Source organism: Methylomarinum vadi, assembly GCF_000733935.1.
Classification (GTDB): Bacteria; Pseudomonadota; Gammaproteobacteria; order Methylococcales; family Methylomonadaceae; genus Methylomarinum; species Methylomarinum vadi.
This window is the reverse complement of the sequence record NZ_JPON01000001.1, coordinates 3,687,589-3,711,689: the sequence shown is the minus strand read 5'-3', so window position 1 is coordinate 3,711,689 and position 24,101 is coordinate 3,687,589. Positions and strand designations below refer to the sequence as shown.

The window sequence follows — 24,101 nt, the reverse complement described above, 5'->3', positions numbered from 1 at the left end:
GGATAATAAATTGGCAGAAAATAATAAAAAAAAGTTTGTTACCCGCATTGTTGCATAAATAGCCAGCTCCCCATAATTGAGGGTCAATGAGGCTATGGATTGAAGATCAGGTGGTTCAACGCAGGCATCAGCAAAAAAAACTGGATAGAGAGGCAGTTCGATGAAATACTATGAGATGACTATCCAATGTGCGCTCACTCTCAGAGAAATGTTTACACTGACCTTGAGAGCGACGCAAGGATTTTTGCTATCGTTGATTAAGTTTTATTAAAGGTCGCCGTCCAAGCGCCTCATTACAATACCTTAAGCTGGTGTCAACAAGCCTTATCGGTCTGAGTGCCTCGATCGGCAAGCCAAGCACCCCTTCATCTGGCGTGAATTCAACGGGGTTAAAGGTGTATGGCAAAGGGAGAATGAAAAGTTCGCAAATACTGAGTAGGCAAGTATCGAACATGGCGACAACTCCATGTGATGGTTGATGCCAGGGTCCAAGAAATCATTGCGGCCAATTTTGTTGATGACCCCGAAGTGCTGTCGGATCAATTGGATGATCGGAACACAATCGCTGCTGTGTCTGGTGATGGGACCTATGATACTCTCCATTGTCACCCAAGCGATTCGCAATAAAGGAGTTCGCGCGTTGATTCCACCGCGTGAAGGTGCTGTCGAATGGCCTGATGGCGAAGAGGGCGATGTTCATGGACCGCCATAATAGGCCGTTGCGCAAAAGTCGGTGTAGCTAAATAGAAACGGCAAAATGGTTACCATATCCAGAGTCTGGCGGAAACCACCATGTTTTTGGATCATAGGATTATTCAGCGATAAACCGAAGAATCGAACCTTTGCCCCCCCAGAAGTTTGTGGCTTTCTTATTATTTACGCACAGGAGCGCTAAACAAAATTACAGGCCTTTGTATGCTTGAAAGTTATACAGTCTCATAAACATGAGACTGGAACACAGCGTAAGTCTCTCTCCGGCTTATTTATGCAACTAAGCCATGACCATGACAAATTGTAAAGGTTGCCCTTCTAATATTGAATAAAGCTTATGACAAACAAATTAGAAACACCTATCAAGATCACTCAGCAAGTTTATAATACTGTGACAATTCCTTTAGTCAGCATCATCTGTAACACCTATAATCATAAGAACTTTATCAGCGACGCAATTGAAGGTTTTTTGATACAGGAAACAACCTTTCCCGTTGAGATATTGATACATGACGACGCTTCTACGGATGGTACAACTGAAATAGTTAAATCTTACGAAAAAAAATATCCTGACTTGATTAAAGCCATTTATCAAAATAAAAATCAACGATCACAAGGTATTAAGCCATTTGTAAAATTTCAACATCCAAGAGCTAAAGGAAAATACATTGCTCTTTGTGAAGGTGATGATTATTGGACGGCACCAGATAAATTACAAAAACAAATTGATTTCTTAGAAAAAAATAGGGATTTCAGCATTTGTTTCCATAATGGACAGCTTCTTGAAAATGATAAAATATGCGATGATCCTCTAAATATCGACCAACCTGAAATCACAACTATAATTGACTTATGTAAAAAAAACTTCATAAGAACAGCTTCTTGTGTTTTTAGAAATCATCTATTTGACAAGCTACCAGAATCATACAATAAAAGTCCTGTTGGCGATTATTTTTTACATTTACTAAATGCACAATATGGAAAAACAAAATTCTTTTCTGAAAAAATGTCAGTTTATAGGATCCACAGTCAAGGACTTTGGTCTTCCAAAACACCGTTACAACAGATGGTATCATCGACTGAAGTTTATAAATTTTTAATCCAGCATTTTAGTGGTGAAGTTCAGCAAGCGTTATTATTTGCTTATTTCAACTTAAATGAAAGCATAATAAATTATTATAGCAAAGATAAAGATAGACTAATAAATGAACACAAATCAAACTTAAATGATCCATATTATCTTATCGAAAAATGTAATTTCTCTGTAATGCTAAAGGCCTCAGCACTTAAATTAATTCGTTTTATTAAAAAACACACCTACCTTCAATTAAGAAAATTAATTTAGCTAAAATCATCGAAACAGCCGTTTTTCATATGGTTAGACTCTTATGTTGCAAAATAACTTCTTTAGCATAATAATTTGTACTTATAACCGTTCATGTGATTTGAAAAAAACTTTGCTGAGTTATGCCAGCTTTAAAGAAAACATTCCCCATGAACTATTAGTCGTCGATAATAATTCAAGAGACGACACCAGCCTCATCTGCGAAGAATTTATTAATACCTATCCCCAAGTCAAATATATTTTCGAACCAACACCCGGTTTATCACATGCTCGCAATACAGGTATAAAAGAGGCTCAAGGCAACATTATTGCGTTTGTAGATGACGACGTAAACTTTCTACCCTATTGGTTCAACAATATTTTAAAACCATTCATCACTGATCCCACAGTTATGGCGGTTGGAGGCCAATCGTTTCCGGTATTTGAAGGAGGGAATCCAGATTGGATTACAAACGAGATGTTAAAAATCTATGGATCGACTTTATCCGGCGACACGGAAAAACAAATGTTTTTCCCTGAGCACCCATTTGGCCTAAATATGGCAATTAGAAAATCGGTATTTAAACAAATCGGTTTATTTAATACTGCGTTAGGTAGAAAAAAAAATTCACTTCTTTCCAATGAGGAAAGCGACTTATTTCATCGAATTGACCAACACAAGATGAAAGTCCAATATACCCCCCATGCTAAACTAGAACACCGTATACCAAAAGAACGAGTATCAAAAAAATGGGTTTTAAAACGTTATTTTTGGGGCGGTATATCAGAAATCATAGAAGAAACCTCCAATCTTAAGCCAGCTCGCATTAAGTATTTAAGCCACTTGTATAGTGAATTCATGATGATTAAAAAAATAATTTTTGCTGATTTGACTTTCTCACCCAAAAAATTGTATTGGCATATAAATACACTTTCATTTTATCAAAAGGCCCTAGTCGCCGAACACATTGGAAAAATGCGACAATTATTAGTTCAATTATTGAGTTTTTAAATATAGAAAAACTATCAAACAATGCACATACTTATCGTTTCAGATCAACTCCCCATGCCAGATCGCGCATCGGGCGACTTGCGCTTTTATTCCTTGTTAAAGTCATTGGCTAATAGACATACATTAGTTTTTTTTATAAAAGCTGAAGAATACCAAAGGAATTTGATAGGTGAAACAAATTATATTCACTACAAGTCTTTGTTATCGTCGCTAGGCATTGATATATCTACCTCCTTTCAAAATGCGGTCAAAAAATACAAATTTGAATGCGTAATTTTTGAGTTTTACTATACCGCTAATTTTTATCTTTCAATAATACGCTATTATCAACCGGAATCTCGTATTTTTATCGATTCAGTCGATGTTCATTTCAACCGTTTGTATGCCAAGGCTAAATTAAGCGAAGATGATAGCGACTACAATCAAGCAAAATGCACTGAATCTGAAGAATTAAGTGCTTACAGTCAAGCAGATGCGCTTATCACTGTCAGCCAAGAAGACAAAGATATATTACTTTCACGCCTCCCCAATAGTAATATATTTGTTATTCCAAATATCCATCATATCCCTGATTTCGATCCTAATCGTATCAGTTCGCCAGTCAAACTTCTTTTTGTCGGAAATTTCAAACATCCCCCAAATGTCGACGGTATTATTTATTTCTGCCAGGAAATCATGCCTTTACTGGCTCAGAAAATCGAGGTTAAGTTGACTATCGTTGGAAACTCTCCAACCGATGAAGTAAGAAAACTGGCTAATAACAATATAAAAGTTACCGGTTTTGTACCCGAAGTGGGCCCTTACTATTCTAATACCGATATTGTTATTGCTCCACTTCGTTTTGGTGGAGGCTTGAAAGGTAAAGTTGGAGAGGCGATGAGCTACAGTCGGCCATTAGTCATGACCAGTTTTGGTGCCGAAGGTTTTTCAATAACAGACCGTTTTCACTATCTTTTGGCCAATTCTGCTGATGAATTTATAAAAGGGATTGTGGAGCTTTCTAATAATCCGGTGTTGTACGATAAAATATCCCTCAATGCATGGAATTATATTAACGATAACTATTCAGATAAGAAGATTGATCTTTTGATTGAAAGTATATTTTCAAAAATCGACTCTATTAAAATAAGAAAACTTACTATATATAAAAGAATGTATATTTGGCTATCTGAACTAGCGCGACAGCATTTATTGTGGAGATTTAAACGATAATGGGTGACAAAGTTTTTATTATTGTTCTCAATTGGAATGGTATTACTGACACGCTCGAATGCCTATTTTCTTTACGAGAAATAGATTATCCTTCATTTGAAATAGTCGTCGTAGATAATGGTTCAAGTGACGATTCTGTTGCTCAGATCAATAAGTTTTTTCCCGATATTACATTACTGCAAACCGGAAAAAATCTCGGTTATGCGGAAGGTAATAATGTTGGCATTCGGCATTCATTAGAGCAAGGCGCTGATTATATATTTATTTTAAACAACGATACTATTGTTGACAGTAATATTTTAACCGAGTTAGTTTCCGCTTCTCGGCATTCAAACGATAAAGGTATTTTTTCAGCCAAAATTTTTTATTATGACCATCCTAATGTGATTTGGTATGCTGGTGGTTACTGGTTGCCCGAACGTCCAGGTTTTATTCATGATGGTACTAACGAAACCGATAGTTCGCGTTTTTCTGAATTAAAAGAGTGCGACTTTGCTTGTGGGTGCGCTTTGTTTCTTTCACGAATGGTTATTGAACAAATCGGCATAATGGATCAAAAATTTTTTCTGACTTTTGAGGAAACTGACTGGTGTTATCGCGCTAAACAATTTGGTATTTCATCATATTTCGTGCCATCTGCTAGATTATGGCACAAAGTTTCTGCCTCATTAGGGGGTGAAGATAGCCCTTTACGCGAATATTTTATTATGAGAAACATGCTACTTTGGGCACAAACTCATTTATCTTTTAAGGAATTTCTAAAGGTTTTATTACGTTGCACTATCCAGCTCACCGGCTGGGAAACTAATAAAAACAGTTTTTCATTTAAATTTCATTTTTGGAATATCAATAGAATGCTTCATCGTTTATTCAGCAATAAAGTAAGTAATGTTGAGAAGGCACGAAGACAAGGCTTTTTGCATTTTCTTCTACGCCGTTTTGGCGACTGCCCTGCTGATATACGCTTACTCAACGATTAATTTATTGTTATTTATGAACGACTTAGTTAGCGTGATAATGCCATGCTTCAACAAAGAAACCAGCATTGCACACAGTATCGAAAGCGCTTTGCAACAAGACTATCGTAAGTTGGAATTGATCGTTATCGACGACGGCTCAACCGATGACAGCGTTAAAGTCGTTCGCACTTTTTCCGACCCGCGCCTGCGCCTTCTTGAACAGAACAATACGGGCGTCTGTCAGGCCAGGAACAATGGTTTAGCAATGGCCCAAGGTGACTTTATTGCATTTTTGGATGCGGACGATACCTGGGATATAGGTTGTCTTTCCCGCTTACATGCGGCTTTGTCCGATCATCCCGATGTGGTAATTGCCTATTGTGGTTGGCAAAATGTCGGATTACCTGGCACTCGCGGAAAACCCTTTATTCCGCCGGATTACGAAAACGACAAAAAAATCGAACAGCTGTTTGAAAATTGCCGCTGGCCCATACATGCCTGCTTGACTCGGCGTTTTGCGATAGTGGAAGCTGAGGGATTCGACATCCGTTTTAAGCAATCCGAAGATTATTTGTTATGGTTGAAGATTGCCGCTAAATATTCGATTGTTCGCGTGCCTGAAGTGTTGGCCTACTACCATCACAACGGAGATTCGGTTCAAGCCACTGCTAACGTCCTGGAAGCGGCCTTCATGCATTTGGATACCCAATTGGCAATCGTCGAAGAACTGGAGGACTTTTTCCGATTTGCAACGACGAAGGAATTGAAGCAAATTGCCTATACGGAACTTCTAAGGCGCGCTTACGATTGTTACTGGCGGCGCGATTTAAATCCTGCGAAAAGAATGTTTTGGCGGGCAATAAAAGACGGTTACGGTTCTTTTAACGAGTACAAATATTTTATAGCGAGCTCACTCTTGCAATTATACGGCGCTTGACCTCTGTTTCAAATCGATTTATCCGGCTAGGTCTCCCTATCCTGCCCTGCGCGTCACAAAACAAGCATTTTCCTCGAAATACACTGGGTCTGTACTCTCTTTTAATAGTCGACTCGTATTAACTTACGTTTTTGCAGGCGATTTCTGGCAGGAACTTCAACATATCGATAAGTGATTTCCGACACGCCGAAAACGACTAGAATGATCACTGAAAATATAGTAATCGAGAGAAGCTGTTTATCGACTCCATTCATTACCCAATAATCAAATAAAAACCATTTATATTGGAACGCAAAACGCATAACAACATAGTGCATCATATAAACGGAATAGGAAACCATGCCTAAATGAACGAATAAAGGGTGGCACAGCATTTTAGCTAAAATACCTTTGTCGCTCGCCGTAGTAAGAATCAACAGAAAAAAAGCGATAACGGCAATAATATCGTTGAACGCAAACTGCATGGTCGCAAAAATAACAACTACAAAAAGCAGTTGGAACGCGACGAGTTTATCAATAAAATCGTTATTAACCAGTGTCCATACATTATATATGACCATTCCAAGCAAAAAACCTGCGGTACAGCGCATCAATGCCAAATGGCATGTTTGATTCAATCCACTTTCTAAATATAGTAATGTTGCGTAGAACAATATAGGAACCAGCAATAATATTATATAAAATAAAGGCTTAACTAAATATTGCACCAAACATAAAAGCGGAAATAGCAAATAAGCAAAAGTTTCGGTGCTAATAGACCATGAAGGCGTATTCCATGTATTAGTCGTATTTAGTTCCCAACTATGTATCAAAAAGATATTTGTGATCAGACTATAAAAATTATTATCCCCTCTAAAAAAATCACCCGTTTGAGGAAAAATTAAATAAGACGATCCCCTGATAGCCAATAAAAAAACGAGAGCAAATATATGGAGGGGATAAATCCTTGAAAATCTCGCACGAAAAAAACGCACGCTCGCTTGCACAAATTCGGCCAAATTCGGCTGATGCAAAGTCCTTGCGTAAGCGTAAGAAAGAACGAAACCGCTCAAGATAAAAAAACAATCCACCCAAAGGTAACCCTTGCCAATAAACGGCAATTTTGAGCCAACCTCAATTTCGCCCCAGGCCAGTATTTCCTTCATGTGTAGTATCAATACAAAGAGTGCCGCAATTCCTCTTATCGAGTGATGCGAGCGGATTTCTTTTCTTTGTGTGGAAGCCATCGATCAACGATCCAATAACAAGGCAATAAGGGTCATCTAAAACAATTGCCGCCAAAAGAGACTATAATCATAGCACTTCCACAGCTTTGAACGGCTATAGATGTTATGAACCGTTTTGTAATCCTAATGTACCACATGGTCCGCGACCCCGGAAACGACCTCGAAGCGCGTTATGCTTGCCCACCTCCGCGCTTTGAACAACATATGCGGCAATTACGCAAGCATGGTTATCAACCGGTTTCATTAGATACAATATGGGAACATATGTTACAAGGCGCCGACCTGCCCGAGAAAGCGTTTGCCGTTACGCTCGATGACGGTTTCGAAGACAATTATCTGGCCGCCTATCCGATATTGTGTAAATATTCCGTCCCAGCAACGATTTTTCTGGCAACCGGCGTGATTGGCAAGAACAACGGTTGGATGAGCGAACTGTATCCGGTTCGCCGGATGCTGACGAGAGAGCAGATACTCGAAATGACAAAGAACGAATTAATTACTTTCGGAGCCCATACGGTCAATCACCCTAAGTTGTCTCAACTTAACGATTCCGAAGCGGCTAACGAAATCGTCCAATGCAAGCAAGAGATAGAGGAGTTAACGGGCTCGTCCTGCCGTTATTTCGCTTATCCGTACGGCCTGTTCAACCAATCCACCCCCGAACTCGTTAAGTCCGCGGGTTATTCTTTAGCCTGTTCTACCCGTTCGGGGTTCAACAACAGCGAGCGCAACCCTTACCTGCTCCATCGTATCGAGGTATACGGCTCGGATCCCTGGTGGAAATTGAAACAGAAAATGACTTTCGGCATAAACAACGCGAGCGTTACCTTTCCCTGGCAATACTATTACGGCCGTATTAAGGACCGTTTTATTACTCACCAATAGCTCATATCCATGGAAATCAGTATCATTATTTGCTCATACAACCGCTGCCACAATTTAGCCGAGTGCTTCGACCACTTGACGCAGCAAAGCGACGTAGATGACCTTAGCTGGGAAGTGGTTTTGGTCGATAACAACTCAACCGACGACACGCGCTCTGTCGTCCGTCAGTTAGCCTCGGAGTTAGGCATTAATATCCGTTACTTTTTCGAACCCGAACAAGGACTTTCTGCGGCACGAAACAAAGGCATCAAGGAAGCGAAAGGCACCTATTTGCTATTTATCGACGACGATATCCGGGTGACTCGCAGCTGGTTGGCTTCCATTTATAAAACGTTTAAAGAATTCGATTGCGATGTTGTGGGCGGGCGCATTCACGTCGAAAGCCCGGCCAGCTTTCCCGCTTGGATTCGTCCAGATATGTACGGTTTTTTAGGTCATCAGGATTTTGGCGAAACGCCGCACGCAATGGACGGTATCAACGAGTTTCCTTTCGGGGGCAATATGGCGATTCATCGCCGTGTTTTCGACAAGGTTGGAAATTTCGATACCAATAGGGGTCGAAAAGGCGAAGGCCGTAAAAAGAATGAGCTATTCAAAGGTGAAGAAACCGACTTTTTTCAACGCCTGGCCAAGGCGGGAGGCTCGTTTTATTACCAACCTAACGCCCTGGTCATGCATAAAATTCTGCCGCATCAACTGAAAAAACGTTTTTTCCTTACGTTGCACGCCAATGCCGGCATTTTGCACGCCAAGAACGACCACGCTCCACATAAACGGAGGCTGGCGGGAATTCCTTTATTCGTATTTCTGCAGTTCATTCGTTCGATAAAAAGTTATATCGTCCTTTTTTTGGAAAAAGGACCTGATTACGCATTCCGCCAACGGATGAACATCTATTATTTCTGGGGAATGCTACAGGGCTACTATTTCAAAAATAACTGACTGTTAATCGTCTATAGTTATATATAGCTGAACAAATATATGAACATTTTCTTTAAACAGTATACGACATACGTAAAGTTAAAAAAACGACTGCCCTGGCGCGTGCAGAAACTTTTTCCGGAACCGGCTAGCGACCAATATTACGTATTAAGCGACTTTCCTCTGATCGTTATTATTCCGGAAGACGTGCACGAAAACTATGCTAAGTGGAAAATCTTTTTTCGAATGCTGCGCCCGAAAAAAGCGATATTTTTGTGCCGAGTGAGATATACGCTCGAACCGGACCCCCAGGTTCCGCCTATCGCCGCCTGGCACAAAGCTTACACCGAACAAAATCCTCGGCATCGTTTCATCTATTTGGCAAATACCGAAAAGGAAGAAAAAAAGCTACAACAGTTCGGGTTGGAAAGCTACTTCGTCAACCAGAATTGTTTTATCGATGAAAAGATGTTTCAGCCGGAACCGAAAAGCGAGAAATTGTTCGATGCAATCTATAACGCTCGATTAAGCCGCTTTAAGAACATACAATTGGCGGGCGAGTTGGACAACCTCGCGTTAATTACCTATTTTGCAGTACAGGAAGACTACGACCAATTTACCGAGTCTCAACAGACGATTCCGAAAGCGACGGCGTTAAACTGGCCCGGACATCCGCCGTTAAAGGACTGTGTCATCGGCAATTACGGTAAAATCAACATTAACGACATTTCTTCGTATTTAAATAAGGCTCGGGTGGGACTTTGTTTGTCGAATATCGAAGGCGCAATGTACGCCTCGGCGGAATATCTCCTCTGCGGACTCCCCGTTGTGTCAACCGAGAGTCTTGGCGGTAGAGATGTAATGTTCGACAACGATTACGTTATCATGGTCGAAAATTCATCTTTGGCGGTCAAAGAAGGAGTTAAAGCAATGATCAGCCGAAACCTCAGCCCTGAATTTGTCAGGAAGCGTACACTGGAAAAAATGGAGCTACACCGAAGATATTTTATCGATTTGATTCAACAACTATACGAGGAGAACGGGATAAATCGACGATTCACCGACGAATGGAGCAGGCTTTTCATAAATCGCATGTATAAAGTTCAAGATTTGAAGTTGATCTCACAGTATCTCTAAGGCTTTGCATGGAACTCACGGTACTGATCTGTACACATAACCGCGCCGCTCTGCTGGAAAAGACCATCACTTCGATACTAGCGTGCCGACGTCCGGAAAATTGCGACATCAGCATCCTGGTGGTTGCGAATGCGTGCAATGACGATACACTGAAAACCGTTCAAAAACTCGCTGACAACTCGAGTGATATCCCGGTCCGCTATTTGGAAGAACCGATTGCGGGAAAATCCAATGCGTTAAATCTTGCCATAGATAACATTCCGTCGGGCTATATCTGTCTGATCGATGACGACCATCGCGTTGACAGCCGCTATTTTGAGTCGGTCGCACAATCTATCCGGCAGTACCCCGGCGTTCCTATTTTCTGTGGACAAATCATTCCGGATTGGACCGGTGACGAACCGGCGTGGATCCATGATAAAGGGAAGTACAAAATTTATCCGTTACCGATCCCCCATTTCGAGTTGGGAAACGCGCCTTTCAGAGTCAATAGAAACAACAAGTTACCTGGTGGAGGAAATTTGATAATTGAACGTAAAGTGTTCGACTCAATTGGTAACTTTTCTACTGCCCTAGGCCCCCAGCGACATAATTTGGCAGGCAGCGAAGACAGTGACTTCATACTGCGGGCATTGGATGCCGGCGTGGACATTCAATACTCTCCTACGATTGTCCAATACCATTATGTTGATAACGATCGCCTCAAATTTAAATATTTATTATTGAAAAGCTTCCAACGCAGTAAAACTATTATGTTAGCTAAACATCCGCAACAGCGAACAATCCCCAAATATTTTTGGGCTAAATTAGCCAATTATTTTTTCGCGATGTTTTTGCCAGGCGGCATTGCGCGCTTCCGGTATTATGCGATGCGCGTTGCCGCCACGCTCGGTGAAATCAGTGGATTGATTTCCCCCCGTTAAAACCTTCGTACTAAAATCCATCGATGCGTGATCTTGTCGTCTTAATCTTCCTCGTACTTTGTATCGCCGCCGCCATTAAAAAACCCTGGTGGGGTGTGTTGTCCCTCGCAGTATTCAGTTATCTCAATCCCCATGCTTATGCGTGGGGCTTCGTACGCACGCTCCCCGTGTATTACATTTTATTTTTAGTTGTTGCATTTCGCACTTTCACGACCGATGACAAACAACCCTTACCCTCAGATTGGCGCATTATTTTCTTTATTTTGCTTTGGCTATATTTTATTTTGACCACGACCCAAGCGTACATACCGGATGTCGCATGGTCTCGATTTTGGGTAATCACTAAGATCTATATCCCTTTTTATTTTACGTTGGTATTAATCAACACCAGAGAAAAACTATTTTATCTAATTATTACAATCGGCATTTCAATCGGAATTGTTGCGGTTAAGGGAGGAATTTTTGCGATTTTAAGCGGATTCTCTTATCGAGTATACGGGCCGCCCGCAACACAATTTTATGAAAACAATGCGTTTGCCGTTGCGATGCTAATTGCAATCCCTTTACTATTGCTGTGGCAAAAAGAGACGAAAAACCCCTGGATAAAGCGCGGAATTCCCTTTTCGATTCCGATTATCTACGCGGCCTCATTGTCTTCCTGGTCGCGCGGGGCGTTGCTAACGTTAGCCGTCCTTACCCTAGTATTAATCTGGAACAGCAATCGCAAGTATTTAGCGATTCCCACTGCTATCATAGGGGCTTACTTTGCCATAGATTATCTCCCCGAAGAATGGTTTGGGCGTATGGGGACAATTGAAACATATGAAGAAGATGCTTCCGCAATGGGTCGAATACAGGCCTGGACTGACGGCTGGAATCATACCCTTCACCATCCATTTACGGGATCGGGTTTCGAAGGTTGGATGTATGTAACCAACCGCGATTGGCATAGTTCCTATATAGAAATGCTTTCCGAACACGGCTTTGTCGCCTTCGGCTTATGGCTGTCTATGATTCTTGGCACTCTAGTCAGCCTAACGACACTGCCGCAAAAAACCAAGAACATCAAAGGAATGGAATGGGTCGGCAATTATTGTTTTTCAATTCGAGCGTCGTTGATTTGTTATATGGTAGGAACCGCTTTTCTTGGACTTTCCTACTGGGACTTGCTTTACCATTTAATATTTATTGCCGTACTTATAAAAAAGTTTGCGTTAGAGGAAATGACGGCATTGACCGAAAAATCAACTAACAAAGACAAACTTTTATCGTTCCGACACGACAATTAATATCCCATAATGAATGACAATATTTTTGTCTTGTGGATATTTTTCAATTAAATTATTCATTATTCGATAGAGTTAACGGCATCCCGTTATACACAAATCTAGGTCTCCCGCACAGCGCGTATTCCCATGGCGAAATCCATGACGCGCTGTAATCCTTGCCAGAGTGATTTGGCGCCAGGTTCACCATCGCCTTTGCGCCCCAAGAATCCACCAAAACTCGCAATTAATCGAATCGCTTCATTGAGTTTGGGTGGCTCAGGCGGCAAGGGTTTACGGGCAACCAACCAAGCGGCTTGCCATTCTTCTCGATCAAACACCACTTCGCAGTCCATCTCCGGACATTCCCGTCCCAAGCGCATCAAGTAACCGATTCGCCAGGCAATAATCATAAACAAAGCCAATGCCAGTTCGATGCGTGAAATGGCAGATAATTGCAAGGCTTCCACCTTGCAGCCGTTTTTCAAGATGTTGAAAAACAGGTGAGTAGACCGCGGGAACTTCCCCCGCAGCCTCTCGCAGAACGGTACGTGAACCTCTCGATTCATACCGCTCCCATCAGGCAAACGCGCCTGTCATTCCTACTCGCCAATGGGCGAACAAGTTCGGGCATTGTTCAGCTATGTGTTCAAGAAACTGCGCCGCTCTAGTTTTGTGCCATCGAAGGGCTTTAAACTTTCGTCTTGCCCATCTCACCAACGTTTTGTTGAAGTGACGACACATCGCATACAAGGCCGATCGATAGTACCGACCATAATAGCCAATCCATCCATTGATAATGGGATTCAGCCATTGAGCCAGTTGCTCAATACTCAGCTCGGTACGCATGCGTATGCGCAGTTTCCTGATTTTCAGTCGCATCGCTTTCAGGGCGACTTTGCTGACCGCCGGCGTAAAATTCACAAACAAACTGTTGCGTTTGCGATTTTTACAGAGCCGTGGCTTAAAGGTATAACCTAGAAAATCAAAGGCCGTATTTTCATAGCGTCCTTTACGACTACCATCTTTACAGTAAACGATCTTGGTTTTCAGCGGATGCAGCTCTAATCCACAAGCTTTGAAGCGCTGTTCCAGGATTGTCAGCATCTGTTTGGCTTCCCTTTCACTACGACAGTGCACCAAACCATCATCCGCATAGCGACACCAGGGTGTATTCGGATAATACTTTTGTAGCCATTTGTCGAAGACATAATGCAGAAACAGGTTGGCGAGCAAAGGACTGATCACGCCACCTTGTGGCGTACCCTTTTCCCGCGACACCTGTTCGCCATTAGGCATCTGCATCGGTGCCGTTAACCAACGCCGGATATAAAGCCGAATCCACGGACAGTCCGTGTGTTTATCAACGGCTTTCAGCAACAGATCATGCGGGATGTTGTCGAACAATCCTTTGATGTCGAATTCCAGCACCCAGTCGTCATGCCAACAGCGTTCCCGAGTAACGCCGATCGCATCCAGTGCTGACTTGTTCGGTCTATAGCCATACGAATCCGCGAGAAAATGCGGTTCAACTGCCGGTTCAAATTTCAGTTTGACCACCATCTGCGCCACACGATCATTCACTGTCGGTATCCCCAGTAGACGCTCTCCCCCCGATTTCTTCGGGATCGCAACCGCTTTAACGGCCGGCGGAAAGTAACTGCCTGACGATAACCGGTTCCAGAGTTTGTAAAGATTGTCTTGCAGGTTTCCTTCATACTCTGCAAGGGTTTGCTGATCAATGCCAGCGGCACCTGCATTGGCTTTCACCAATTCAAACGCGCGCATGACTTGCCATTTGGAAATGACAAAAGGTTTTGCTTGGCTCATGACCTTCCTCCTGTCTGTCGACAGTTGAAGCCTGAACAAAGCAGCCCGACGTTGTCCCTTCGCTCCACGTTCATTACCAACGCTTCCTCACTACTACGAACAACTCCGCCCCAGTATCATGCATCGATACTCTGATGCTCATAAATTTCGTTATTTGCATGCCTCTCTTCACATCATGATGACTGGTTCCCGCAGTTCCCATCGAAAGCCCGCTATAGAGTCACGCCTTCTTTACGCCGGACACCGCTTGCACAGCATTCGGAATTCACTTGCAAACTGATCCCAGAAGATCGAAACGCCTCTGGTTTTGATGTCAATTCTCTGGATGACGACGCGTCAACAAAGGTTCGGGGTTACTCGTCTCTCTATACCTTACCTGCTAATTATCCATTAACTTTTCCTCAACGCTCACTACCTGCACTCTTAATACACGCAGCTTGAGGCGGTTTGAAGCCGGCTTCCGACAGCAGACTCCGGTGGGCCTACCACCATCTTCCAATGAGCTTAGCCACAATTCACCGCATATCCTATGCGACTAACTTGTGTGCCTGCGGCACACTTTCGATCTCCCAGCGGCAACGATACCAGTCTACATATTCCGCCGCTTCGGATAGCGTATTCCCGACGCGGTTCGTTAACAGTCGCCATTCCAAGGGTTTTTCTCCCGCCGGTGGATCGATTTCTTTGGCCAAAATGGCCGTAGCTTCAAATGTCCCACCGCCTTCGGCTGGCAAACTGACCCGCAATGATCGCACCTGTTGGACGATATCTCGTCCCTTGCGCCCAGCGCGCGGCGGTAGGTAAAAACCTAGCTCTCCGAGCGCATCGGTTTGGGCGACTTTATCCCATAGCTTGTCCGTCTCCCCACTTAATTTGCGGTTATGTTTGGCTCGAATCAGCCAATCCGCCGGATGGCCAAGCGCATCCGCCCGCTGCATTAAGGCCAAGAGATCGGCCTCTCGATCCGCAACATAAACCAATCGGGTATCAGGACACTCGATGGCCCGTTCGGCTATCCGTTCGTAGCCTTCAATCCAGCGCAAACTCTCCAAAATACCGGGACGGTGACCTTGTTCATCTTTCGCTTCGCGCGCCCACATCCAGGCATCCAGGACACCTAAAGGTAAACGCTCTGGCGTTACCGCATACGTCGGATGGAGATACATTCCACGTTGCGCTTCATACGATAACGGCCCCAATCCTTGCCCTTGACGACCGTTAAAATCTAACTCCGTGGTATCTTGCAAACATAACACCACCGGTTGCGAACGCATCCGCGTCAACGAGCAGTCTATATGCGGCTGCAGAATATCACGCCAGTCCACCTCTTCTTGAGCAAAGAAACGATAGGCGGCTATAGTTTCCGCCCAACCGCCACAGGCCCCAGGAATACTGGCCGTCGGTTTCGCGGCAAACTGCTTCAGCAGTTTGATAGAACGTGCATTCAAACGTTGATCTCCTAGGTCGATCCGTGATAACTCTTCCTTTGCCCATCCCATGGTGACTTTCAGCTCCTCATGCAAAAAACTCAGATCATACTGTTTTTAGTGACTTGTGTATAACGGGATGAGTTAACGGTTGCTTTACATATGCGATAGCAAAACAAAGTTTTGGCCATATAGGTTAAATCTACTATGTCTTGTATTCGGAGGAAACTCGAAAAGCGAACCCTCTTTTTCGATCCACCATACCATTTTATGACTCTTTGATTTTTTAAAATTATTATATCCTTTGTCGAAATCACTTTCGAAAATAATATTCCGTTCGGCATAATAGGTTAACGGCGTTTTAGGGCCTTCAGCCAAATTAGTAATAATAATATCGTTTGGAGAAGACAGTTCCTTTATTTTAAGCGAAAGCGACTTAATCAACATTGCGTGTTCATGCTGTTCGTCGGGTAACACTTTCTCCTGTAGCGTATGAAGATCGATTAACCGCGGTAACGATCCTCCGATCACCAGTAGAAAGAAAAAGACGGCAAGCGGATGGATCCATTTTACTAACGGCGTAAACTTTTCATTTTTGTGGCCGATATCATTCCCCAATATAGTACTGCTGATAAAGATTGCCGATAAAACGGCAAATGGGGCCGCAAAGAAATAGGTATGCCAGTAATGAATATAGACGCTACGATAAAATACAATACAATAAGTTGCCGCAACGCTTAGCAAAATTATAACATTTGATTTTAATAACCGTTTTTTTCCTAAAAACCAGACAAACCCAACGACCGACACAATCACCAACGGATACGTATATAATAAGTCCAAACGGGATAATAATCTTTTTGTATAAAGAGAGGGAGTAAATGTGACTTTAACTTCTTCATAGCGATTCGCCAGTTCGTGATCAAGGTCTATCACGCCCATATAAACCAAGCCTTGATTTACTAAATCAGTAAAACTTTTCGGGTCAACCAAATATGAAAAACATTCAAAAACCAAAAAAATAATCAGCCCATAGCACATCAATATAGTTGGAAAAACAATTCTTTTAGTGCCTTTTTGAGATATGAAAAAATGTAAGCAGAGTATTGAAAGCAAAAAATACACCGGCCAGTCGGTAAGTAAACCCGCTCCCATGGCCAGAAAAAAAGCGATATAGCCTTTTTTCCCATACATATCCCTAATCAAATTATAATAATATAAAGACAATAGTATAAAAAAAAGGGATAAGGGTTCGTACCCTGGCTTTCGAGCAAAAAATAAAATAGCCGGAAAAGAAGCAAAAATAAAAGTTGCCGTAATCGCGACATTTTCTCCGTAACTTTGTTTGCTGATTTTATAAAGCAAAACAATACTCGCTAAGGAAAACAGGATAGGCACCAACCTCGCTGCCGCTTCGTTTTCTCCGAAAACCGCAAAACTTCCAGCAATAAGGAGAGGCAACAAGGGTGGGTGATGCTGATAATATTTGAGACTATCTTTGTCTTGCCCGGGCAGATAATTATACGCCTGACCGAACTTTAGCTCCCAAATACCGTGTTCCAAATAGTTTTTCGCAATTTTGCTGAATAAAGCTCCATCTCCCCCATCAAGACCGTTCCAAGGTTGGGACATATTTCTTACCATTAACGCCGAGCTAACGATCAAAATTGCCAACAATACGATTTTAGTCGGGTTTAATAGTGCCTTGGTAGCTCCCATGTTATGTTCTCACTTCATCGAAACCAAGTAGACGCCGGCTATAATCACGGAAACTCCAACCCATCGATTCCAGGGAACGCTTTCACCCAACACAAAAATGGAAACAACAATAGCGAGGATAAACGACAAACTGGAAAACGGATAAATGTAACTTAACTCGTATTTGGAGAGTAAGTACAACCACAAGAATGTTGCTAACCCATATATTGCGATACCCGACCAGATATATAATGATCCAACGAGATCAAAGCAGGTCTGCAACAACGAGCCGTTAAAGACGCTCGGCAAAGCTTGGAGACCCTTCTTCCATAAAACCTGACCGGCTAACAGCATACTGAGGTAGCTAGCCATAATTAGTAGTAATTTCATATGATTCGAATATTAAATATTAAGAAATATCATGGTCTTCCGGACATTTAGCCTCGGATATCGCCAAGTGTCTGACCAGGCGAGCAAATCTTTGTTCCATTTCTTTGAACTTGAGATAGTAAACAAATGCTATAAAAAACAAAACCAAATGAGACAGATAAAAAAGAAAATCGGCCCCTCTGACGACACCAAAATAATTGGCAATCTTCGTCGACCAATCCGGATTAAAAGAAAAGACAATCATTAATGAAATAAAAGCTAATATAAAGCTTTTCCTAAGAAGAACTTTTTTTGGCAACAATAGGACGTAGGTAAAAAATAATCCGAGCAAAAAAACCAACACTAACTTAAATGTCATTTCATGAATCTCCCTATAAAAAGGTCGATGAGTATATTGAGTGCATTTAATGAGGATTGACCTTTACTCAGCGAGTAGTCGGTATAATTGATCGTAACCGGATATTCGTTTATTTCCATGCCCTGGTCAACCAATTGATGCAGCATTTCCGAAGCATACGCCATACCGGTTTGTGTGATATTCAAAACACTTGCAGCTTTGCGACTAAACAAACGCAACCCATTATGGGTATCGGTTAATTTTGTCCTTGTCGTAAGGTTTGAAAAAATAATAGCTAACTTCAAAATAAGTTTACGCGTCCAAGGCATATTTGTCGTTGTACCTAAAAACCGGGAGCCTATGACGACGTCGCAGCCCTGTTTCTTAAATTTTCCGTACATACCTGATGCATCTTCTACCCTATGCTGTCCGTCAGCATCAAAAATAATAACTGCCTTCGCCTCTTGGCGTAAGGCATATTCAATACCGGTTTGCATCGCCGCTCCAGCGCCTAAATTAACCGAGTGCTGCAATAAATGTATAGGAAGTCCCTGCAATTGCCTCAGCGTTCCATCGGTCGAACCGTCATCAACAACGATGACATTGATGAATGTCGACAGAAGTTCAACAACGACGTCTCTTACTACGGGCGCTTCGTTATATACGCGCACGACGACATATAAGTTGTCATCAAGTCTTCCATCGGAATTCGGCAACGCTTGGTGCTCCATTTTCAATTCCTCCAACACAAAATTTCTAACAATTACTGACCGATGCTTTCGAGCGAGCAGCACAGGTTCGCGGTTGCTACGTGAGATCAGGGCAGTCACGGAAGATTAGAATCCGAACCACAAGAACAGATGCAGAACACCCGACGATTCGACAACTAATTGCCATTCGAGAGAAACTACAAGAAGCGTTGTTACTCAGTTCAGTAATCATATTCCATGAATTCAGAATCAATCCGGCCCGACTATATGTGTCACAGGATAGACTAAAATTAACAGAAATGCGTTATCTAAACCAACCATAACAGCTAATTCTTTATCTCTTAAGGTGACGGCTTAGGTCGCCTAAGGGCAAAGTCTGTCTGGCTGGTGGCATCGGCCATCAAACAGATCTACCAGGTGATCGATCGTAAGCGTCCACCGCTACTCTGTTGCCAAGCTTCAATATGGTCGAGCCACCGTTTCGATTACGCCATTGTTCATCCTCGCCAAAAAATAACAAGCATGAACGGTTTTGTACTCGCAAAAAAAAGATGGGAGGGTTGGACGCTTACTCTTTACTGTTCCGGGAAACCTTAAGACGCTGAAAAAATCCACAGGATATTTATTTTTTCAGTTGCGCAACATTATCCGTTATGAGAAATCGATAATGTCCTCGCAACCATAGATTTCAGGAAATTCCGACTTAATCGGCATGCACCGATTGGCCTCTCCAGATCTATGAAAACATACCAGGCAGCGGATCAGCGATATTGTAGATCAGCTCCGTTGATCGCAACTCTATCGGCGAGGTGTGAGATAAAACCAACGGCTGTTGGGATGTCGATATTCGCAAATCGCGTCCAAAAATACGTTTTTAAAGAGAACTTTCAGGAGGAAAGGAATAAAAAATGGGTAACTTTCCACAAATCTGGATTCGATAGAAATTTTCTCAATTTCGTGAGAGCTTGCAAAGCGATCAGCGATAGCATCGCCGAGTTCGTCGTCAAGGTAATCGTGAATTTCGACGAGGATATGGGAACGAAACAATTGAGGAACCAAAGTTGGATCCAATAACTGCTTTTCCGCCCCCTCGACGTCCATGATCAAAACTGAAGCGTCAGAATGTTGCAAAAACACGTCTTGCAATGCTGTGACATCGCATAAACTTCTAATTTCGACCTGTTCCTGAACTCCATTCAGTTTAGCCATATCGGTCAACAGCTGCCGTCCTGAAGGATTGGCTTCGAATGCTATAACTTGACTGTTCATGCATTTTATTGCCATTCCGATCGCATAATAACCTTCCGCCGCGCCCACATCGACAATCATCCTTGGATTCAGAGAGATTAATTTGAAAATATGGTCGTGTAATTCCAGTTCGTAAGTTCCTAACAGCTTAGGTTCGTAAGAACTCCCCACCGCAGCACTGACGTATTTCATACCTTTGAACGGACCGGAGAGCACCTTGCGGTTATCTTTGCGTTCGATCCAACGCCGCAGCAGCGTGCTAGGCCAGAATCGATACGGCACGAAATTTCGAACGAATTTATTCAATATAATTCTCCCTGCATGAATACTAATTCAGCCCACTGCTCTGCCCTGATAGTCAGCACCGCCATAGGGAAGCAATACGCCGCAATTTTCAAAACTTATGATAGTCTAGTTTGATTGCCAGGAGTAGTACTAACGTTCATCACAATTTTTCTAGACCACTTCAAATCGGTGCTTTCGACTTATGGGTATTCACTTGATCCGCTACAATATGATTACGCTCATAGTCCGAAAAAACTCTCCATTTCCGAGATATCTACTTTTTAGAATAAGCTATGTCGGCAATGAGATTGAATGTTTCAAGCGAGCCTTATGATCTGCCCAACCGCTTTAGACGTCAAATCAGGTTTCATTTTAATAGATTCAACTTGGTTAGAAGTTGAGTCAACTTACTAGGCTCTTTCTCAATTTTTAACGCCTTTCGAAATATTTTTGACACTAAACGATCTGAGCTTAACAATGCATTTTCATTTAATTTTCTTAAAAAATAACCTGAAGCTTCGTTGCAAAAATGAAAAATAATCGTTTCGTCTGAGATGTTGTCACTAAATTGTTCTTTTCGTGACATTAGCTTTGATACCTTACCGCCATCGATTTCATCTAAATAACATTTTGACCATCGCAGATGTGGGTATTCCTGACCAAATTTTTTTAACAATTCATTTCCTATTCCGTTCCAGCTGAATCCCGATAAATTTTCCGAAATGATGTCATCTTGGGCTGAAATAATCGTATCCAACAACCTGCAACCCGGCCGGGCCACAAAGCAACCAATGCTTGTTCCAATGTTTTGACATGCGTAATCGTACTCGTCCGGTAAGTCAAAAAGAGGATCCAAACTATTCAATGCGGCCATGTCACAATCCAGCCACATACCACCATATTTGTGAACAAGACGGGTTCTAATGTAATCTGCTTTGTGGGCAGCCTTTTTTAATTGAAACCATTCCGGGCGTAAGTCAGGAAGAAATTCGCCGATATTATTAGGATTAAGCAAATATAAATTTGAAACACCTTTATTGTTTTCTATCGTTCTGATGCATAACTTAATATGGTCAGGCATCGCGTTGTTTCCAATGCTTTCCCAATACATCCAAATATTTTTCATTTATCCGCCTCTAGAACTCGTTATAGAGAATACCGCTCAAGATTCTGATAAGCACGATGAAAACGCAGTGAGGATTTCACTTCAAGAATGTTTGAGCCAATAGAAGCTTAATTATACGTCAAAAAAATTGTTTTCGGCCTAGACTGAATCGCCGCATCAGGTCCACCGCATATAAATTGCCAAGAAAACAGAGCCTTGGCACGGTAGTCATCATTCCAGGCCGCCTTTCGTCTTTTTATCCATACTCAAAAGAAGACGGTTTGTTTTCAAACAGATTGAGGCATAACTGGTGGATACACATCATGATGGCGGGTCCATTGTCTTTGCGAATTTGACTAGAGTCATCCCCAAAAACGACATCCAGTCGCCAATGCAATGGATTTTCCACGCCCCAGAGGCCTCGAACCGCTTGAGCAAAGCATTTTGCGTCCTAGGCAATTGAGTCGATAAAAAATCGGATTTCCACCGCCTTCTTGTCATCTTGCAAACACGCTCTCTCAACCAAGCCAATACTCCGCAGTCCGTTCCACTTAGAAACCGTGGAGAGTGAAGACAGTTCTTCGGTACTCCAGTAGCGTCGAGTTTCAATTTAATGTAATTAGTCAGCAGAAAACACAACTCTACCGGTTACGCACGCATCCTCGTGAACGGTCAGTCTATATGCGGCTGCAGAATATCGCGCCAATCGATCTCTTCTTGAGCAAAGAAGCGATAAGCCGCTATCGTTTTCGTCCAGCCGCCACAAGGCATAGTAATAAAGGCCGTCGGCTTCGCGGCAGACTGCTTCAGCAGCTTGATTGAACGCGCATTCAAATGTTGATCTCCAAGTGATTAGTCTTCCTTTGCTCATCCCATGGTGATTTACAGCTCCTCATGCAAAAAATTTAGATCATACCGTTTTTAGTGACTTGTGTATAACGGGATGACTTAAAGCATTCCTTCATATACAAATATCGTCATATCTACCGGGAGGCAAGTACCGCACCTGGGACGGCACGCTCAACACGTCCCTATAGCCTCGATTCCAGCAATCCCTGCCGGAATGACGCTTTGTGTATAAAGGTATTCAGTTAAAGATCTCTACAAAATTAATTACCAATTTCGCCTCAAAAATCTATTGGTTCATGCCGGCAACCAAAGGCAATATCCGCTCTATTTTTTCCCGGTTTACGCTTTTCTTCCATTTTTCGACGCCGATTTCAGAGAAAGTATTGTATGGTTTATCCAAAATAGTTCGGCAATGTTCTTCTATTGCGTTGTCGAAAGGTACGCAACAGCCTTCGAACAGCTTTTTGAATTCGTCAATCGGGTTAGCAATCAGCATTTCGTAACTGACTTCGTGCCATTGTTCAGTCGGTATGGTTTTCTTTGCCGATAGTATCGCTTCGTTGATTGCCTTGTATTGAAAAGCACAGACCTCTTCAATATTCGCCTTAGTCAACTGGCGCCAACCTTCTGCTAAAAAGAAACACCAACGTCTGTATTTCCCGTTATCGATCGCAATTGTTTCCGGTAAATTATCTGCCCATGTTCCAAATTCACCTGCCTTATTCCATCCTTTGATTAGAGAATCGATGTTATCTCCGGGATTTCGTTTAATAAAGACAAAATGGGCATCTGGAAATAATTTATACAAATATGGAACAGACAGACCATTTTGATTATTCTTATCGACAATGCGTTTTTTACCCGTTTGGGTATAAAAATAGTGCGTTACGATATCCCTGTCCTTTTCACTAGCTAACGTTCGATCGATAGAATGCGAGTCCCAGTTTCTTTCTGACAATGGATGTAACTGAGCCCAAAAATCATGAGTCTCCTTTTGTAATGTTCCTAAACAACTAGATTCAGAAAAGGTTTTATAAACTAAAGTTGTTCCAGCACGACTGCATCCAATTATAAATATTGGTTTTTCTAACCTTTTTTTATTAATTGAATACAAAATTGAACGGAAATCTATAGCCAACATTTTTCGGTAGTACTTTAATGTTTTTACTATTTTTTCTGATAATTCATTCATTTTTTTCATAACTACGTTGAGACTATAACTTTTACATGACAATGGCATGAATTTGATGGATATAAATAGTCGGAGATAAACTTTCCTTATCTTTCACCTTTCGTTTTAATAAGATTAAGTAATTTTCATGTATTTCAAAAACTGTTACTCTATTCGTCGTCTTTACGCACAAATAAGTCTCGTTTTTTTGCTTACATGGTTACGGCCCTGAATTTATCACTGAATAATCCTTGGACACGAAACATGACAGTTTTCGCTAGACTCCGTTGATGGTACCCGCTTATACGCTTCTATTTGACTTCACCTAATTCAGCACGGCTCAGTAGCATGGTGATTCTGGGATGCATTTCCAATTCTAAATATATAGTCCATAAAGCGCCTTCACACGGAAGAATTTTAGTGAGTGTGCTCTGCTTTGGATTGATCACGACAATTCGCCGTATCACTGTCGCTATTTCTCGCTATTGCGACAGTGAAATCTTAATCACTCACTTGAACCAGTAAAACCGACAGCACTT

Annotated in this window: 20 protein-coding genes and 3 pseudogenes; 11 read left to right on the top strand and 12 right to left on the bottom strand. The window is 42.1% G+C overall.

Features of this window, described 5'->3' with window-relative positions; all coding sequences use genetic code 11:
* Nucleotides 1-160: 160 nt before the first annotated feature.
* From EP25_RS24270 to EP25_RS0118540, 6 genes are all read left to right on the top strand, one after another.
* The gene (locus EP25_RS24270) at nucleotides 161-271 is read left to right on the top strand and encodes a transposase (protein ID WP_084191095.1); all 111 of its coding nucleotides are present in this window, start codon (nucleotides 161-163) and stop codon (nucleotides 269-271) included.
* A gap of 777 nt (nucleotides 272-1,048) precedes the next feature.
* Nucleotides 1,049-2,056: a glycosyltransferase gene (locus EP25_RS22175; protein ID WP_051906882.1), complete on the top strand. Its 1,008-nt coding sequence runs from the start codon at nucleotides 1,049-1,051 to the stop codon at nucleotides 2,054-2,056.
* A 43-nt stretch (nucleotides 2,057-2,099) separates the two neighbouring features.
* A complete protein-coding gene (locus EP25_RS0118555; protein ID WP_051906880.1) occupies nucleotides 2,100-3,047 on the top strand; it encodes a glycosyltransferase family 2 protein in 948 nt (315 codons plus the stop codon).
* Between the two features lie 21 nt (nucleotides 3,048-3,068).
* Complete coding sequence (locus EP25_RS0118550; RefSeq protein WP_031435249.1) at nucleotides 3,069-4,259, top strand: glycosyltransferase; 1,191 nt, start codon at nucleotides 3,069-3,071, stop codon at nucleotides 4,257-4,259.
* Entirely contained in the window at nucleotides 4,259-5,239 is a 981-nt protein-coding gene (locus tag EP25_RS0118545; protein WP_051906878.1) for a glycosyltransferase family 2 protein, read from the top strand. Before EP25_RS0118550 ends, EP25_RS0118545 begins: the two co-directional genes overlap by 1 nt.
* A 37-nt stretch (nucleotides 5,240-5,276) precedes the next feature.
* A complete protein-coding gene (locus EP25_RS0118540; protein WP_235185951.1) occupies nucleotides 5,277-6,155 on the top strand; it encodes a glycosyltransferase family 2 protein in 879 nt (292 codons plus the stop codon).
* Nucleotides 6,156-6,256: 101 nt separating this feature from the next.
* On the opposite strand, the gene EP25_RS0118535 is transcribed toward EP25_RS0118540, so the two are convergent.
* Complete coding sequence (locus tag EP25_RS0118535) at nucleotides 6,257-7,381, bottom strand: acyltransferase family protein (RefSeq protein WP_031435246.1); 1,125 nt, start codon at nucleotides 7,379-7,381, stop codon at nucleotides 6,257-6,259.
* A 105-nt stretch (nucleotides 7,382-7,486) separates the two neighbouring features.
* On the opposite strand from EP25_RS0118535, the gene EP25_RS0118530 reads away from it, so the two are divergent.
* The 5 genes from EP25_RS0118530 to EP25_RS0118510 all read left to right on the top strand — a co-directional run bounded on the left by EP25_RS0118530 (nucleotide 7,487) and on the right by EP25_RS0118510 (nucleotide 12,536).
* Nucleotides 7,487-8,266 carry a polysaccharide deacetylase family protein gene (locus EP25_RS0118530; protein ID WP_084191093.1) on the top strand — a complete coding sequence of 260 codons (780 nt, stop codon included), beginning with the start codon at nucleotides 7,487-7,489 and terminating at the stop codon, nucleotides 8,264-8,266.
* A 9-nt stretch (nucleotides 8,267-8,275) separates the two neighbouring features.
* Nucleotides 8,276-9,208: a glycosyltransferase family 2 protein gene (locus EP25_RS0118525; RefSeq protein ID WP_031435244.1), complete on the top strand. Its 933-nt coding sequence runs from the start codon at nucleotides 8,276-8,278 to the stop codon at nucleotides 9,206-9,208.
* Between the two features lie 102 nt (nucleotides 9,209-9,310).
* Nucleotides 9,311-10,324 carry a glycosyltransferase gene (locus EP25_RS22170; protein WP_152555683.1) on the top strand — a complete coding sequence of 338 codons (1,014 nt, stop codon included), beginning with the start codon at nucleotides 9,311-9,313 and terminating at the stop codon, nucleotides 10,322-10,324.
* Between the two features lie 8 nt (nucleotides 10,325-10,332).
* A complete protein-coding gene (locus EP25_RS0118515) occupies nucleotides 10,333-11,247 on the top strand; it encodes a glycosyltransferase (RefSeq protein WP_036300760.1) in 915 nt (304 codons plus the stop codon).
* Nucleotides 11,248-11,270: 23 nt separating this feature from the next.
* A complete protein-coding gene (locus EP25_RS0118510) occupies nucleotides 11,271-12,536 on the top strand; it encodes a putative O-glycosylation ligase, exosortase A system-associated (protein ID WP_031435241.1) in 1,266 nt (421 codons plus the stop codon).
* A 98-nt stretch (nucleotides 12,537-12,634) separates the two neighbouring features.
* On the opposite strand, the pseudogene EP25_RS0118505 reads toward EP25_RS0118510, so the two are convergent.
* The 11 genes and pseudogenes from EP25_RS0118505 to EP25_RS0118455 all read right to left on the bottom strand — a co-directional run.
* Nucleotides 12,635-13,012 (bottom strand): annotated as a pseudogene (locus EP25_RS0118505) (IS4 family transposase); the annotation flags it as partial.
* 79 nt (nucleotides 13,013-13,091) lie between these two features.
* Complete coding sequence (gene ltrA / locus EP25_RS0118500; RefSeq protein WP_031433037.1) at nucleotides 13,092-14,342, bottom strand: group II intron reverse transcriptase/maturase; 1,251 nt, start codon at nucleotides 14,340-14,342, stop codon at nucleotides 13,092-13,094.
* 557 nt (nucleotides 14,343-14,899) lie between these two features.
* A pseudogene (locus EP25_RS0118495) lies at nucleotides 14,900-15,841 on the bottom strand (IS4 family transposase); the annotation flags it as partial.
* 84 nt (nucleotides 15,842-15,925) lie between these two features.
* Nucleotides 15,926-17,488, bottom strand: coding sequence for an ArnT family glycosyltransferase (locus EP25_RS0118490; RefSeq protein WP_031435240.1), 1,563 nt, complete (start codon nucleotides 17,486-17,488; stop codon nucleotides 15,926-15,928).
* Nucleotides 17,489-17,497: 9 nt separating this feature from the next.
* Entirely contained in the window at nucleotides 17,498-17,821 is a 324-nt protein-coding gene (locus EP25_RS24265; RefSeq protein ID WP_407661377.1) for an EamA family transporter, read from the bottom strand.
* Between the two features lie 55 nt (nucleotides 17,822-17,876).
* Nucleotides 17,877-18,215 carry a DUF2304 domain-containing protein gene (locus tag EP25_RS24260; RefSeq protein WP_051906872.1) on the bottom strand — a complete coding sequence of 113 codons (339 nt, stop codon included), beginning with the start codon at nucleotides 18,213-18,215 and terminating at the stop codon, nucleotides 17,877-17,879.
* Nucleotides 18,212-19,024, bottom strand: a complete 813-nt coding sequence (locus EP25_RS0118475; RefSeq protein ID WP_235185950.1) for a glycosyltransferase family 2 protein — start codon at nucleotides 19,022-19,024, stop codon at nucleotides 18,212-18,214. Before EP25_RS0118475 ends, EP25_RS24260 begins: the two co-directional genes overlap by 4 nt.
* A gap of 678 nt (nucleotides 19,025-19,702) precedes the next feature.
* The gene (locus EP25_RS0118470) at nucleotides 19,703-20,458 is read right to left on the bottom strand and encodes a class I SAM-dependent methyltransferase (RefSeq protein WP_031435236.1); all 756 of its coding nucleotides are present in this window, start codon (nucleotides 20,456-20,458) and stop codon (nucleotides 19,703-19,705) included.
* A 346-nt stretch (nucleotides 20,459-20,804) separates the two neighbouring features.
* Nucleotides 20,805-21,563, bottom strand: coding sequence for a capsular polysaccharide synthesis protein (locus EP25_RS0118465; RefSeq protein ID WP_031435235.1), 759 nt, complete (start codon nucleotides 21,561-21,563; stop codon nucleotides 20,805-20,807).
* Nucleotides 21,564-22,214: 651 nt separating this feature from the next.
* Nucleotides 22,215-22,379, bottom strand: a pseudogene (locus tag EP25_RS23060) (transposase DNA-binding-containing protein); the annotation flags it as partial.
* Between the two features lie 298 nt (nucleotides 22,380-22,677).
* On the bottom strand, nucleotides 22,678-23,592 hold the full coding sequence (locus EP25_RS0118455) for a sulfotransferase family protein (RefSeq protein ID WP_200875054.1): 915 nt from the start codon (nucleotides 23,590-23,592) through the stop codon (nucleotides 22,678-22,680).
* Nucleotides 23,593-24,101: the final 509 nt, after the last annotated feature.

Excerpts from the sequence above, each read along its gene's own strand:
- EP25_RS24270 (WP_084191095.1), top strand. The coding sequence starts at position 161 with ATGAAATACTATGAGATGACTATCCAATGTGCGCTCACTCTCAGAGAA.
- EP25_RS22175 (WP_051906882.1), top strand. The coding sequence starts at position 1,049 with ATGACAAACAAATTAGAAACACCTATCAAGATCACTCAGCAAGTTTAT.
- EP25_RS0118555 (WP_051906880.1), top strand. The coding sequence starts at position 2,100 with ATGTTGCAAAATAACTTCTTTAGCATAATAATTTGTACTTATAACCGT.
- EP25_RS0118550 (WP_031435249.1), top strand. The coding sequence starts at position 3,069 with ATGCACATACTTATCGTTTCAGATCAACTCCCCATGCCAGATCGCGCA.
- EP25_RS0118545 (WP_051906878.1), top strand. The coding sequence starts at position 4,259 with ATGGGTGACAAAGTTTTTATTATTGTTCTCAATTGGAATGGTATTACT.
- EP25_RS0118540 (WP_235185951.1), top strand. The coding sequence starts at position 5,277 with ATGCCATGCTTCAACAAAGAAACCAGCATTGCACACAGTATCGAAAGC.
- EP25_RS0118535 (WP_031435246.1), bottom strand. The coding sequence starts at position 7,381 with ATGGCTTCCACACAAAGAAAAGAAATCCGCTCGCATCACTCGATAAGA.
- EP25_RS0118530 (WP_084191093.1), top strand. The coding sequence starts at position 7,487 with ATGAACCGTTTTGTAATCCTAATGTACCACATGGTCCGCGACCCCGGA.
- EP25_RS0118525 (WP_031435244.1), top strand. The coding sequence starts at position 8,276 with ATGGAAATCAGTATCATTATTTGCTCATACAACCGCTGCCACAATTTA.
- EP25_RS0118515 (WP_036300760.1), top strand. The coding sequence starts at position 10,333 with ATGGAACTCACGGTACTGATCTGTACACATAACCGCGCCGCTCTGCTG.
- EP25_RS0118510 (WP_031435241.1), top strand. The coding sequence starts at position 11,271 with ATGCGTGATCTTGTCGTCTTAATCTTCCTCGTACTTTGTATCGCCGCC.
- ltrA (WP_031433037.1), bottom strand. The coding sequence starts at position 14,342 with ATGAGCCAAGCAAAACCTTTTGTCATTTCCAAATGGCAAGTCATGCGC.
- EP25_RS0118490 (WP_031435240.1), bottom strand. The coding sequence starts at position 17,488 with ATGGGAGCTACCAAGGCACTATTAAACCCGACTAAAATCGTATTGTTG.
- EP25_RS24265 (WP_407661377.1), bottom strand. The coding sequence starts at position 17,821 with ATGCTGTTAGCCGGTCAGGTTTTATGGAAGAAGGGTCTCCAAGCTTTG.
- EP25_RS24260 (WP_051906872.1), bottom strand. The coding sequence starts at position 18,215 with ATGACATTTAAGTTAGTGTTGGTTTTTTTGCTCGGATTATTTTTTACC.
- EP25_RS0118465 (WP_031435235.1), bottom strand. The coding sequence starts at position 21,563 with ATGAAAAATATTTGGATGTATTGGGAAAGCATTGGAAACAACGCGATG.
- EP25_RS0118455 (WP_200875054.1), bottom strand. The coding sequence starts at position 23,592 with ATGAAAAAAATGAATGAATTATCAGAAAAAATAGTAAAAACATTAAAG.